The organism is Mesorhizobium sp. M9A.F.Ca.ET.002.03.1.2 (assembly GCF_003952365.1).
Classification (GTDB): Bacteria; Pseudomonadota; Alphaproteobacteria; order Rhizobiales; family Rhizobiaceae; genus Mesorhizobium.
Genome location: NZ_CP034443.1, coordinates 479,710 through 493,170, shown reverse-complemented (window position 1 = coordinate 493,170; position 13,461 = coordinate 479,710). Strand labels below are relative to the sequence as shown.

Annotated in this window: 11 protein-coding genes; 6 read left to right on the top strand and 5 right to left on the bottom strand. The window is 63.3% G+C overall.

Going from position 1 to position 13,461, the window contains the following annotated elements:
* Nucleotides 1–55 precede the first annotated feature (55 nt).
* A complete protein-coding gene (gene coaBC, locus EJ066_RS02405) occupies nucleotides 56–1,540 on the top strand; it encodes a bifunctional phosphopantothenoylcysteine decarboxylase/phosphopantothenate--cysteine ligase CoaBC (protein WP_210211047.1) in 1,485 nt (494 codons plus the stop codon).
* Between the two features lie 237 nt (nucleotides 1,541–1,777).
* Here coaBC and EJ066_RS02400 read toward each other — a convergent pair whose 3' ends face one another.
* The 5 genes from EJ066_RS02400 to EJ066_RS02380 all read right to left on the bottom strand — a co-directional run bounded on the left by EJ066_RS02400 (nucleotide 1,778) and on the right by EJ066_RS02380 (nucleotide 6,787).
* Nucleotides 1,778–3,346, bottom strand: coding sequence for an MFS transporter (locus tag EJ066_RS02400; protein ID WP_245455060.1), 1,569 nt, complete (start codon nucleotides 3,344–3,346; stop codon nucleotides 1,778–1,780).
* Nucleotides 3,347–3,635: 289 nt separating this feature from the next.
* Entirely contained in the window at nucleotides 3,636–4,109 is a 474-nt protein-coding gene (locus tag EJ066_RS02395) for a DUF992 domain-containing protein (protein ID WP_126034642.1), read from the bottom strand.
* 234 nt (nucleotides 4,110–4,343) lie between these two features.
* Nucleotides 4,344–5,189 carry a tetratricopeptide repeat protein gene (locus EJ066_RS02390; protein ID WP_126034641.1) on the bottom strand — a complete coding sequence of 282 codons (846 nt, stop codon included), beginning with the start codon at nucleotides 5,187–5,189 and terminating at the stop codon, nucleotides 4,344–4,346.
* 148 nt (nucleotides 5,190–5,337) lie between these two features.
* On the bottom strand, nucleotides 5,338–5,604 hold the full coding sequence (rpsU, locus tag EJ066_RS02385) for a 30S ribosomal protein S21 (protein WP_023797519.1): 267 nt from the start codon (nucleotides 5,602–5,604) through the stop codon (nucleotides 5,338–5,340).
* Between the two features lie 355 nt (nucleotides 5,605–5,959).
* Nucleotides 5,960–6,787 carry a MurR/RpiR family transcriptional regulator gene (locus EJ066_RS02380; RefSeq protein WP_126034640.1) on the bottom strand — a complete coding sequence of 276 codons (828 nt, stop codon included), beginning with the start codon at nucleotides 6,785–6,787 and terminating at the stop codon, nucleotides 5,960–5,962.
* Between the two features lie 133 nt (nucleotides 6,788–6,920).
* Here EJ066_RS02380 and EJ066_RS02375 point away from each other — a divergent pair, with 133 nt between their 5' ends.
* The 5 genes from EJ066_RS02375 (at nucleotide 6,921) to EJ066_RS02355 (ending at nucleotide 13,413) form a co-directional block, all read left to right on the top strand.
* Nucleotides 6,921–7,742: an N-formylglutamate amidohydrolase gene (locus EJ066_RS02375; RefSeq protein ID WP_126034639.1), complete on the top strand. Its 822-nt coding sequence runs from the start codon at nucleotides 6,921–6,923 to the stop codon at nucleotides 7,740–7,742.
* A gap of 14 nt (nucleotides 7,743–7,756) precedes the next feature.
* Nucleotides 7,757–9,271, top strand: a complete 1,515-nt coding sequence (locus tag EJ066_RS02370) for an amino acid permease (protein ID WP_126034638.1) — start codon at nucleotides 7,757–7,759, stop codon at nucleotides 9,269–9,271.
* A gap of 94 nt (nucleotides 9,272–9,365) precedes the next feature.
* Nucleotides 9,366–10,736 carry a glutamine synthetase family protein gene (locus tag EJ066_RS02365; RefSeq protein ID WP_126034637.1) on the top strand — a complete coding sequence of 457 codons (1,371 nt, stop codon included), beginning with the start codon at nucleotides 9,366–9,368 and terminating at the stop codon, nucleotides 10,734–10,736.
* A 99-nt stretch (nucleotides 10,737–10,835) separates the two neighbouring features.
* Nucleotides 10,836–12,224: an aldehyde dehydrogenase family protein gene (locus tag EJ066_RS02360; protein ID WP_126034636.1), complete on the top strand. Its 1,389-nt coding sequence runs from the start codon at nucleotides 10,836–10,838 to the stop codon at nucleotides 12,222–12,224.
* A gap of 16 nt (nucleotides 12,225–12,240) precedes the next feature.
* A complete protein-coding gene (locus tag EJ066_RS02355; RefSeq protein ID WP_126034635.1) occupies nucleotides 12,241–13,413 on the top strand; it encodes an iron-containing alcohol dehydrogenase in 1,173 nt (390 codons plus the stop codon).
* The last annotated feature ends 48 nt before the right edge of the window (nucleotides 13,414–13,461 follow it).

Sequence of the window (13,461 nt, the reverse complement as noted above, 5' to 3'; positions counted from 1 at the left end):
CTGTCATTGCATGCGCAGTCCTCCTCACTTATGTTGAGGGCCAAGGAGCACGGCCATGGGAACCCTTACCATACGCAGTCTCGACGACAGCGTGAAGCAAGCGTTGCGCGAGCGTGCCGCCGCAAGGGGCGTGTCGATGGAAGAGGAAGCGCGTAGCGTCCTTGCAAAGGGCGTTTCTGGCGGCTCAACCCAAAGCTTCCAAGACGAGACTCTTTACGCGGCGATCCGCCGCTCGGTCGAGCCTCATGGAGGATTCGATGTCGATCTGCCGGAACGTGGTCCCGCCCGCAGGCCTCCGCAATTCGCTGCGGGCCTTTCCGGCAAGCGCATCCTGCTCATCATCGGCGGTGGCATCGCCGCCTACAAGGCGCTCGATCTGATCCGCCGGCTGCGCGAGCGGGGCGCCGCGGTGCGGGTGGTGATGACATCAGCCGCGCAGGAGTTCGTCACCACGCTGTCGGTCGGAGCGCTGTCCGCCGACCATGTCTTCACCGATTTGTTCGACCGCAATGACGAGCACGATGTCGGCCATGTTAGGTTGTCGCGCGAGGCCGATCTTGTCGTCGTGGCACCGGCCACCGCCGACCTGATGGCGAAGCTTGCCAACGGCCATGCCAACGACCTTGCCTCTACCGTGCTCATCGCCACCGACAAGCCGGTATTGATGGCGCCCGCCATGAACCCGAAAATGTGGTTGCATCCGGCGACCCGCCGCAACCGCGCGACGTTGCAGAAGGACGGCATCGCATTCGTTGGCCCGGCGAAAGGCGAGATGGCGGAGAGCAACGAGGCCGGCGAAGGCCGCATGGCCGAGCCGCTGGAGATCGTCGCCGCGATCGAGGCGCTGCTCGATATCAGGCCGAAGCCGCTGGCGGGCAGAAAGATCATCGTCACCTCCGGGCCGACGCATGAGCCGATCGACCCGGTGCGCTACATCGCCAACCGTTCGTCCGGCAAGCAGGGCCATGCCATCGCGGCGGCGCTGGCAAGGCTGGGCGCCGACGTGCGCCTCGTCTCCGGTCCGGTCGGCATTGCCGATCCCGCATGCGTCACCACGCTCCACGTCGAAACCGCGAACGAGATGAAGGACGCGGTCGAACAGCTGCTGCCGGCGGACGCGGCCGTGTTCGTCGCCGCCGTCGCCGACTGGCGCAGCGAGACCTCGGCCGGCGAGAAGATCAAGAAAGTGGCGGGCGAGGGGCCGCCGGCACTGCAGATGGTCGAAAACCCGGACATTCTCGCCAGTGTCGGTCATCACGGGAAGCGGCCCGGCCTGGTCGTCGGCTTTGCCGCCGAGACGCAGGATCTTGTCAGGAATGCCGAGGCCAAACTCAGAAAGAAGGGAGCCGACTTCATCGTCGCCAACGACGTATCGCATGACAGCGGCATGGGGTCTTCGGGTGTAATGGGCGGCGACCGCAACAAGGTGCGGATCGTCTCGAAGGCCGGTGTCGACGAATGGCCGGAGATGAGCAAGGACGAGGTGGCGGCACGGCTTGCGGCACTGATCGCCGAACGGCTGAAGACGATCGTCGTCTAGTTGCTTCGCCTTCGGCCTGCTCTTGCTTCAGCATTGAAGATTGGCGAAGGCCGCGGCGACATCTAATCTCCCCACAAGTGGGGGAGATGGCCGGCAGGCCAGAGGGGGGCGCTGTCCCGCTGACGTTTCGAAAAGTTGTGTGCCGCCGCAGCGCTCAAAAGGGACAGGATTCTAAAGCGCGTCGCGTTTGAACGGATTCATGCGACGCGCTTTAAGTTCTTGTTTTTATGCATGTCGTTATCGCAAAACCGCTGCACACTTTTGCGCGACATGCATTAGTGCCCTGGGCCCTTCTATGGAAAGATCAAGCCAAAGGTTGGCAATCCTTCGCGCCCCCTCTGCCCTGCCGGGCATCTCCCCCACAAGGGGGGAGATTGGCAGCCTCGCCGGCCGGGCAGCCGGCCCCGATATTCTCAGAGCGGCGAGGCACCCGAGAATCCCGAGTGGCACGAAGGCGAGGAACAGCCAGCTGGCGACATTTGCCGCCGCCTCACGGTTCAGGCCTTCGGAAAAACCGCTGGCGTTGGCGACGATGCCGGTCAGTGCTGCACCCACCGCATAGCCGATGCGCTGCATCGTCGGTACGGCGGCGGACGCGATCGTCTGCTCGTCGTCCCTGGCCGATGCCACGATCACGCGCGTGACGAAGGGCCAGGCAATGCCGAAGCCGCCGCCTTGCAACAGCGCGCAAAACAGGATCAAAGGAATGGAACCCGCCGGTACCGCATAGGCGAAGCCGGTGATGCCCGTCGCGATCATCAGCGCGCCGCCGGTGATGATCAGTCGTTCGCGCTCCGGCGGGGCATTGGCGACGAGGATCGACAGGATCGACCAGGCGATCGATTCGGCGGCGATGATATAGCCGGTGGTCAGGATCGGAATGCCGTGCAGGCTGGTCAGCAGCAGCGGTCCGTAGACGGCGAAGGAGCAGGTCGCCACCGAAAAGGCGGCGACCATGGTCATGCCCGCGCCGACCGGCGAGCGCCATGAGAACAGCCGCGACGGGAATAGCCGCGAGCCCGGCTTCAGCGCGTCGATGCGGATGAACAGCGCGAGGCCCGCCAGGCCGAGGGTGAGCAGCAGGGACGAGCGCAGAAGGGCAATGTCGACACCGGCGGTGGCGATCAGCACGACGCTGACGGCAAGGCAGCCGAGCGCGGCAAAGGGGAAGGGCGGCGCCATCCCAATGACCGTGCGCGGTCTGGTCGCCTCGGGTGTGTTAAGCACGATGAAGCTGGCCAGCGCCATGGTCGTGCCGCCGAGCGTGAAGATGCCGAAAGCCCAGCGCCAGGAGAGCAGCTCGGTCATCAACGCACCCAGCACCGGCCCGCTGAAGGCGGCAACGCCCCAGATCGCCGACATGACGCCGAAAAGCTGCGGCCAGATGATGCGTGGAAACAGCCGCTCGACCGAGACGAAGGCCAGCGACACCAGCGCGCCGCCGCCAAGCCCCTCGATCAGGCGCCCGGCCAGGAACAGCGGCATCGACGGCGCGATGGCGCAGACCAGGGCGCCGGCCGCATAGAGCAGGGCGGCCACCACCATGTTGGTGCGCAGCGCGACATAGCTCACCAGCCGGCCGGCGGCGGCGCCGGCGACGATGGCGCCGAGCTCGTAGATCGCCAGCGACCAGCCGACCAGCTGCACGCCGGCGAGTTCGCCGACCATGGCCGGCATCACCGTCGCCACCATCGTCTCGTTGGTGGCGTGCAGCAGGATGCCAAGGCTGATGAAGCAGAAGCGCGCCAGATCGCCGCTCGCCCACAGCGCTCGCCAGTCGACCCTGTTTGTGCTGGTCTCGGTCATCCCGCCTCCCGAACTTTCTTATACGCCGATTCAAAACGATGGAATGCTGTTCGCGTCCAAATGAACACGCGGCGTTTCGGGGACGGCTTGTAAGACCTCAACCGCAGTTGAGCTCAAGCGGTTTTTTGCGAGTGGGCCGAGGATGCCCATCAAACGTGGGGTGGTCGAAGATTGGCGCCGGCGGCGATCGTGGCGGCAGCGATGATCGTCCCCGGCATGGGTTTTCAAAAAAATCAGGCGGCACGGAACGATCCTGTTCCGCGCCGCGCTCAGAGCCACGCTATGCCGCTTATTTGTACGAGTGGATCAGCTCCAGCGAAGTGACGGCGACCGCCAGGTTGACGCCGGTCTGCGCCTGTACGTTGAGAGGCTGCAGCGAGAAGGCGCTGTTCAATCCGCCGACCAGAAGGTTGGCGCCGCCGCCGGTCACCACGCTGGCCTCGGCGTTGACGCCATAATAGCTGCCGGCAAGGTCGCCGGAAGCACGGTTGCCGGTGGCCGCCAGAACCGCCCATATCAATTCGCCCTGATGCGTCTTGCCGACGTCGACGCCAAGCTTGGAAATGACCCCGGTATAGGCTTCGGAAGGGCCGCCATGATGGGGGCGGAAGGTGCAGGTCACGCCTTTGTTGGATGTGACGATATAGCCGGTGCCGCCGTCGATGGTGCAGTCGAGCACGCCGAGCTGAAGCCTGCCCGCGCTGGCAGGGGCGGCGAGAACCGTAGCGGCGAGGCCGGCGGCACAGGCGAGTTTCTTGATCATGGGAGGGTCCTTTCGCGAATTGCCTTGAACAACGGCTAAGCGTCGCGAGCGTTCCGCCGAAAACTTGGCGCGATCAAGGCGAGCGTCAATGCATGTCGCCCGAAAGCACGCCCTAGGACAAACTTGAAGCACACCATTCCATTACATGCGATGCGCTTTAGTGCGCAGTCTTCGAGCGTTTCGAAGGCATGCCAAGCGGCAGGCCCGCCATATCAGGCCGGACGCCGCCGGCGGTCAGGCGGCGCTGGTGCGCGCCAGGCCGTCCTTGGCCGGCTGGTAGGTGGGGTTGAGGCGCACGGCCTCGCGGTAGGATTTCGCCGCCTTGGCCTTGTCGCCGCGCCGCTCGTAGATCAGCGCCTGATTGGACCAGGCCTCGGCGTTCTTGCCGTCGAGCTTGATCGCCATGTTGATGTCGGCGAAGGCATTGTCCTCGTCGTTCGTGGCGAGGTAGGAAAGGCCGCGACCATTGTAGGGCTCGGCGGCGTCCGGTGCCAGCGAGATGGCGGTCGAGAAATCCTCGATGGCGAAGGCGTGCTGGCCCTGGCTCTGATAGATCAGGCCGCGATTGTGGTAGGCGCGGGCATCTGTCGTGTCGAGCTGGATCGCCTTCTGGAAATCGTTGAATGCTTCCTGGGTGCGGCCGGCCCTGCGGTAGAGATTGCCACGGCCGATATAGGCGGCGTCATAGTTGGAATTGATCTGGATCGAGTGGTTGTAGTCGGCAAGCGCGGCCGCCTGGTCGCCGAGGAAGCGATGGATTAGAGCGCGGTTCGAATAGGCCTGGTAGAAATTAGGATTGAGCTGGATGGCGGTGTCGAAGTCCTTGAGCGCCGCCTGATACTGGCCGCCGCGGCCATAGGCCGAGCCGCGCACGTTGTAGCCTTCCGGATCCTGGGGGCTGCGCTGGATCACGGCCGATAGCGAGGAAATGTTCTCGACCGATCCTTGTGCCTTGTCGATGTTGTTGAATCCGGCCGTCGGGGCTGTCTGGCAGCCGGCAAGCGCCAGGCCAGAAAGCAGGGCTGCCGTCAGGGCGAAGCCGCGCATTGCGGTTTTGCGCTCAAGGCTAGTTGCGTTCATGTCTGCTCTGTCCTCACTGCCGCCGCGCCGTCAGTTTCCCACTCCGAACCGGGTCTCCCCGAACCAGGTCGAATTCAAAACAAAAAGGTGGCGGCGATTACGCATCGCCCCACCCTGGATATCCTTCGAAAAGGACGAAAAATTGACGTCAGAACCGCGGCGGACGCGGAGCACCAGCAGCACCGGCGGCCACCGGGCGCGGCGTCATCGGCAACAAGCCTTCGCGCTGGGCGCGCTTGCGGGCCAGCTTGCGGGCGCGGCGAACGGCTTCCGCCTTCTCACGCGCGCGCTTCTCGGAAGGCTTCTCGTAATGTCCACGCATCTTCATTTCGCGGAAGATGCCTTCGCGCTGCATCTTTTTCTTGAGCGCGCGAAGCGCCTGGTCAACATTGTTGTCGCGGACGAGTACCTGCACGGGCAATCCTGTCTTTCGGGTTTGATATCAACAGGCAAGCGGCCATAGCCACCAGCCTCCGCAGTGGGCTACACCACGAATTGCGGCGGCTGATAGCAGAATCATGCCGCTTTGTCCACTGCCGAAACGAAAAACCCGCCTAACGGCGGGTCGTCAGCGCAAATCAGCACCATATCTAAATCAATAGCATAACTGCCGTCAGAAAGCAATTGATTGATCGCGAGCTCGGGCAGTGTGTCTGCCTCTTAGGTAAGGCGCCAGAACAATGTCCTGAGCTGTTCACGCGACAGCGCTGGTGCGGGCCGCTGCGTTCCGGACGACCCAGCCGCAGGTCCAGGTTCAAGCCGCGTCGGTTCTACCGCAGGCTTTCCAGCTCGCGGATGCGTTTGGCGCTGTCAGCCTCGAGCTGCCGGGTGACGGCGCCGATCAGGGTTTCGGCAACGACAAAAAGGGCCGCCGAGGAGTCCCAGGCCGAGGGCACGGCGGTGCGCCCGGCGATGACATGGCGGGCGAAGCGGGCGATCGGCGACAGCCACTGGTCGGTGAACAGCACGATCTGCACGCCGCGCTGATGCGCCGTTTCGGCAAAGCGAACCAGGCTTTCCTGGTAGCGCCTGATGTCGAAGATCACCAGCACGTCGTGCTTGCCCATGTCGATCAGCCGGTCGCGCCAGACGCTCTCCTGCCCGGCGAGGTGAAAGACGTTGGGCTGGACGATGGCGAGGTGGGCGGCCATGTAGCGTGCCAGCGGGTCGGTGAAGCGGCCGCCGATCAGGAACGTCTTGCCGCGCCGATCGGCAAGCTTCGCGACGATGTCGGCAAGCTGCTTGTCGGACAGGTGCCTAAACGTCTCACGCATATTGTCGAGCGTCGCCTCCAGCATCGGCGACACCGCGCCTCCGCCCAGCGACGACGGATTGAGCGTCCGCGATGCCGGCGACTGCAATTGCGCCGCCAACTCGTCCTGCAGTGTCGACTGGAATTCCGGGTAGTTCTGAAAGCCGAGCCGGGCGACGAAACGCAAGATCGTCGGCGAGGAGACGCCGGCGGCAGTCGAGAACTCGGCGACCGTCTTCAGGCCGATCAGCGGGTAGTTGGCGATCAGCGTCTGTGCGGCGCGCCGCTCGCCTGCCGGCATCGTGCCGATGCGGTCCGAGATCAGTTCGGCAATGCTGGATATCATCTTTTCCCCACCCTGGCTGTTTTGCCGAAATCGCATTTGACAAAGCCTGACAAACTGTATGAAATCATCCATAGGGACGCAATGAGGCAAAATACGTAACATACGGTACAGCGCTCCCCGGGGACAGCAGACAATGGAGACAGCACGGCCCGCCAGCCTTGCATCGCCTGAAGCCGTGAGGGTGACGAACCCGGGCGGATCAAGCCCATTCGTGCTGACCTGCGACCACGCCTCCAACTTCCTGCCGCCGGAATTCGGAACGCTCGGCCTTGCTGCCGAAGAGCTTTCCCGCCACATCGCCTGGGATCCCGGCGCGCTGCCGGTCGCCCGCCGCATGGCCGAGGCACTCGACGCGGTGCTGGTAGAGACCTGCATTTCGCGCCTTGTCATCGACTGCAACCGCCCGCTCGACGCGCCCGACCTGATATCGGCGATCAGCGAAACCACTGCCGTTCCCGGCAATGCCGGACTGACGGAAAAGCAGCGCGCCGCGCGCATCGCCTTGTCGTGGCGGCCCTTCCATGACGCGGTCGAGCAGATCGTCGACAAAAGGTTGGCGCGCGGAGCGGAGACCCGTCTGGTTTCAATCCATTCCTTCACCCCGGTCTACAAAGGCAAGAGCCGGCCCTGGCACATCGGCATCATCCACGACGAGGACCGCCGATTGGCGTCTCCGCTGATTGCCGCGCTGAAGCGGCTCGCCGGCGTCACGGTCGGCGTCAACGAACCCTATTCGCCGGCCGACCGCGTCTATTTCACGCTGGAACGCCATGCGCGCTCGCGCGGCCTTGCCTGCGCGATGATCGAAATCCGCAACGACGAAATATCCGACGAAGCCGGGCAGCGGAAATGGGCGGATCTGCTCACGGGCATTTTTTCCGATCTCGGACTGGAAGAGGACCAAAAGGAGATCCGACAGTCGGCGATTGGCCATCCGGTTCAGCCGGTCAACTGACAGAGGGAAAAACAATGGCAGACGAAGCAAAAAAGCATGAAGGGGGCGTGTCCTATCACATCCCCGGTTCTGAATATTTCGAAAAACGCGGGCTGAAACGTCACGCCGGCGTCTTCTCGCTTTGGGCACTCGGCGTCGGAGCCGTCATCTCGGGCGACTTTTCAGGTTGGAACCTCGGCTTCGCCGTCGGCGGCTGGGGCGGCATGTTCATCGGGACCGTGCTGATCGCCATCATGTATCTCGGCCTGACCTATTCCATTGCCGAGATGAGCCCGGCGCTGCCACATACCGGTGGTGCCTATTCCTTCGCGCGCACGGCGTTCGGTCCGTGGGGCGGCTTCATCACCGGCATAGCGGAAAATATCGAATATGTGCTCACGCCGGCGGTCGTCGTCTATTTCATTGGCACCTACATGACGGCCATCACCGGCACCCCGGATGCCTGGCAGCCGATCTGGTGGCTCGTCGGCTATCTGGTCTTCGTCGGGTTGAACGTGCGTGGCGTCGCGCTTTCATTCGGGGTCACCGTCATCGTCACGCTCATCGCTTTGGCGATCTTGGTGTTCTTTTTCGTCAGCGCCTTGGCGTCGGGACAATTCGACTTCGCCAAGAATGCGATGAATATCGGAATCGGACCGGACGGGGCGGCAATGGCGCTGCCGGACGGAGGCGGGCCATTCCTGCCATTCGGTCTGCGGGGCATTTTCGCGGCGATGCCGTTCGCGGTTTGGCTGTTCCTCGCCATCGAGCAATTGCCGCTTGCCTCCGAGGAATCGATGGATCCCAAGCGCGACATGCCAAAAGGCATCATGCTCGGCATGTTCACGCTGCTCGCCACCGGTTTCCTGATCCTGATCATCAACCCGGCGCTGCCCGACGGTGCGTTTGCCTACGGAACGTCCGGCGAGCCGATACTGGACGGCTTCAGGACTATCTACGGAGCGGGCTGGGCGAAAGTCCTCGCGCTGTTCGCCGTCGCTGGCCTGGTGGCGAGCTTCCACGCGATCATCTTCGCCTACGGGCGGCAGATCTATTCGCTCAGCCGCGCGGGCTATTTCCCGCATTTCCTCTCGGTAACCCATGGTGAGCACAAGACGCCCAACGTGGCGCTTGCCGCGGGATCGCTGGTCGGCTTTCTGGTGATGGTGGTGATCTGGTTCACCCAGGGCGGCGGGGCCGCCGGCACCTACATCGGCGGCACTCTTCTGAACATGGCCGTGTTTGGCGCCATGTTCTCGTATCTGCTGCAGGGGCTTACCTTCCTGCAACTGCGCCGCCGTTTCCCGCATATCGAGCGGCCCTACAAGAGCCCCTTCGGCGTGCTAGGCGCATGGCTGACCGTGATCATCGCCTTGATCACCATTGCCTTCCAGCTCACCGATCCGCTCTACCGGCAGGGCATCGTTGGGGTGGCGGTCTGGTACGCGCTGGCGATCATCTATTTCGGCGCCTATGGCCGCAAAACGCTGGTCTACTCGCCGGAGGAGGAATTCGCCGTCAAGCAACGCGAAGGCGCCGCCTCGATCTAGGGCTGCCGATAACTCGATACGACCCGGCCCGCTCTCCGCGGCCGGGTCCAGATTTGAACTCTCGAAGCGCCATAAGGCGACGGAGCGTGAAGGAATGGCCGGAAATTTCTCGTTCGATCAGTTGAAGAAGGCGGTCTCCAGCGGCGAGGTCGACACGGTGCTGGCCTGCATCGTCGACCTGCAGGGCCGGCTCGCGGGAAAGCGGTTCCTGGCCCAGTATTTTGTCGATTCCGCCCATGACGAGACGCATGGCTGCAATTATCTGCTGGCCGCCGACATCGATATGGAGCCGGTGCCGGGTTACAAGGCGGCGAGCTGGTCGAAGGGCTATGGCGACTTCGTCATGAAGCCTGATATGTCGACGCTGCGGCGCATCCCGTGGCTGGAGAAGACGGCGCTGGTGATCTGCGACGTGCTCGACCATCACACCCATGACGACCTGCCGCATTCGCCGCGCGCCATGCTGAAGAAGCAGGTCAAGCGGCTGAGCGAACGTGGCTATATCGGCTATTTCGCTTCCGAACTCGAATTCTACCTGTTCAGCGAAACTTACGATTCCGCCCGCAAGAAGCACTGGCAGGGCCTCGATACCGCTTCGCCCTATATCGGCGATTACCAGATCGGCATCACCACCAAGGAAGAAGGCGTCATGCGCCGGCTGCGCAACGAGATGGAGGCGGCCGGCATTCCGATCGAGAATTCCAAGGGCGAATGGGGCCCGGGCCAGGAAGAAATCAATGTGCGCTATGCCGAGGCGCTCGACATGGCCGACCGCCACGTCATCCTGAAGAACGGCGCCAAGGAAATCGCCGAGTCCGAAGGCAAGGCGATCTCGTTCATGGCCAAGTACAATTACGGGCTCGCCGGCAATTCCAGCCACATCCACAATTCGCTGTGGAGCGCCGACGGCAAGACGCCGCTTTTTTATGACAAGAACGCCGAATGGACGCTGTCGACGCTCGGCCAGCAATGGGCGGCGGGCCAGCTCAAATACGCCAAGGAATTCACCTGGTTCCTGGCGCCCTACGTCAACTCCTACAAGCGCTTCCAGGCCGGCACCTTCGCGCCAACCAAGATCATGTGGAGCGAGGACAACCGCACCGCCGGCTTCCGCCTGTGCGGCGAGGGCACCAAGGGCATTCGCATGGAATGCCGCATCGGCGGCGCCGACCTCAACCCCTATCTCGCATTCGCGGCGCTGATCGCGGCTGGGCTTGCCGGCATCGATGAAAAGCTCGAACTGCAAAAGCCCTTCGTCGGTGACGCCTATCAGGCCTCGCAGCTGCCGGAAATACCGAACACGCTGCGCGACGCGACAGAGACGCTGGCGAAATCGGAAATGCTGAGGCAGGCGCTTGGCGAGGATGTGCTCGAACACTACGTGCACACGGCACGGTGGGAGCAGTTCGAATACGATCGCCGGATTACGGATTGGGAACTGCACAGGGGGTTCGAGCGGTACTAAACTACGCCAGCGCTGCCGTTCAGCCTTGGTGCCGGAGGTTGGTGCCGGAGGGCGGGCGGCTCAAAGCCGAGATTGTCACAAACTGCGAGGACTCAACGAATGACCGATACGGTCAAGATAAAATCCCCCGTCGATGGCTCGATCTATGCCGAGCGGCCTGTCGCCACGGACCAGGCGATCAATGCCGCGGTCGAGCGCGCCAAAGCGGCGCAGGAGAAATGGGCTGAGACGCCGGTCGTCGAGCGCGGCAAGTACATGCTCGCCATGCTGGAAGCGCTGGTCGCGATGAGCGACGAGATCGTGCCGGAGATCGCCTGGCAGATGGGCCGTCCGGTGCGCTATGGCGGCGAGTTCGGTGGCGTCAGGGAACGCACCGGCTACATGGTCGAGATCGCCGAGGCGGCACTGAAGCCGGTGATGGCCTCCAATCCCAAGGACGGGTTTCGCCGCTATGTGAAGAAGGTGCCGCTCGGCGTGGTCATGGTGATCGCGCCGTGGAACTATCCCTATCTCACCGCCGTCAACACCATCGTGCCGGCGCTGATGGCCGGCAGCGCCGTCATCCTCAAGCATGCGGCGCAGACGCTGCTGGTCGGCGAACGCTTTCAACAGGCCTTCGACAAGGCCGGCCTGCCAAAGGGCCTGTTCCAGAACCTCGTCATGAACCATGCCCAGACCGAGAAGCTGCTCGGCTCGGGCAAGATCGATCATGTCAACTTCACCGGCTCTGTTGCCGGCGGCCGCGCCATCGAGAAGGCCGCGGCTGGCACCTTTATGACGCTCGGCCTCGAACTTGGCGGCAAGGATCCGGCCTATGTCCTGGCCGGTGCCAAGATGGATCATGCCGTCGCCAACCTGGTCGACGGCGCCTTCTACAATTCCGGCCAGTGCTGCTGCGGCATCGAGCGCGTCTATGTGCACGAGAAGGTCTATGACGAATTCGTCGAAGGCTTCATCGCCGAAACGAAGAACTATGTCGTCGGTAATCCGCTCGACCAGGCGACGACGATGGGGCCGATGGCGCAGGCGCGCTTTGCCGACCTGATCCGCGAGCAGAAGGCCGAGGCGCTGCGCAAGGGTGCCAAGGCGCACGTCAACATGAAGGTGGCCAACGACGAGCAAGGTTCGCCCTATCTGGCGCCGGAAGTGCTGACCGAGGTCGACCACCAGATGAGCGTCATGCGCGAGGAGAGTTTTGGGCCGATCGTTGGCATCATGAAGGTGCGCAACGACGAGGAGGCGATCGCCCTGATGAACGACAGCCCGTACGGGCTGACGGCCTCGATCTGGACTAGTGACACCGAGCATGCGGTGGCGATCGGTGATCGCGTCGAGACCGGCACCGTGTTCATGAACCGCTGCGACTACCTCGATCCGGCGCTGGTCTGGACCGGTGTCAAGGACACCGGCAAGGGCGCCGCCCTGTCGGCCATCGGCTACGACAATCTGACGAGGCCGAAATCATATCATCTGCGCGAAGCCATCTGATTTCTGAAAGAACAAGATGACAAAACTCATTTCCAAATGGAACTACCCGACGACCGTGCGCTTCGGCGCGGGGCGCATCAAGGAATTGCCTGATGTGCTTGATGCCACCGGCATCAAGAGGCCGCTCTTCGTCACCGATCCGGGGCTGGCGAAGCTGCCGGTCGTCGCCTCGACCCTGAAGATCCTCGACGACGCCAAGGTTCCCTATGGGGTGTTTTCGGAGGTGAAGCCGAACCCGGTGGACTCCAACCTGACCGCAGGCATCGCGGTGTTCAAGAAGGGCAAGCATGACGGCGTCATCGCCTTCGGCGGCGGCTCGGCGCTCGATCTCGGCAAGCTGATCGCCTTCCAGGCGGGCCAGACGCGGCCGGTCTGGGATTTCGAGGATATCGGCGACTGGTGGACGCGCGCCAACTCCGATGCGATCGCGCCGATCATCGCCGTGCCGACCACCGCCGGCACAGGCTCCGAGGTCGGCCGCGCCGGCGTCATCACCAATGAGGAGACCCATACCAAGAAGGTCATCTTTCACCCGAAACTTTTGCCGGCGATCGTCATCGCCGATCCGGAATTGTCGGTCGGCATGCCGGGCTTCATCACGGCCGGCACCGGCATGGACGCGCTTGCTCACTGCCTCGAGGCCTATTGCGCGCCGGGCTATCATCCGATGGCCGACGGCATCGCTGTCGAAGGCGTGCGGCTGGTCTTCGAGAACCTGCCGAAAGCCTATGCCAACGGCAAGGATCTCGTCGCTCGCGCCCACATGATGAGTGCCGCCGCAATGGGGGCGGCCGCCTTCCAGAAAGGGCTGGGCGCCATCCACTCGCTGTCGCATCCGATCGGCGCGCTCTACGACACCCATCACGGCATGACCAACGCCGTGTTCATGCCTTATGTTCTGGCCTTCAACCGCGACGCCATCGAGGAGCGCATAGCCCGGCTCGCCGCCTATTGCGGTATCAAGGGCGGCTTCGACGGTTTCGCCAGGGCGGTCATCAAGCTGCGCAAGGAGCTGAAGGTGCCGCACGCGCTACCGGGGCTGATCAAGGGGCTCGACATGGACAAGAAGCGCAAGGGCCTGATCGCCGACATGGCGGTGGTCGATCCGACCGCCGGCGGCAACCCGGTCAAGCTGACCAGGAAGGCGGCGCTGACGCTGCTCGAAAACGCCATCGCCGGCACCGTCTGAGACGGTTTTTCGCGCCGGAAATTGATCTGGGAAATGAGGGCAAAGAAA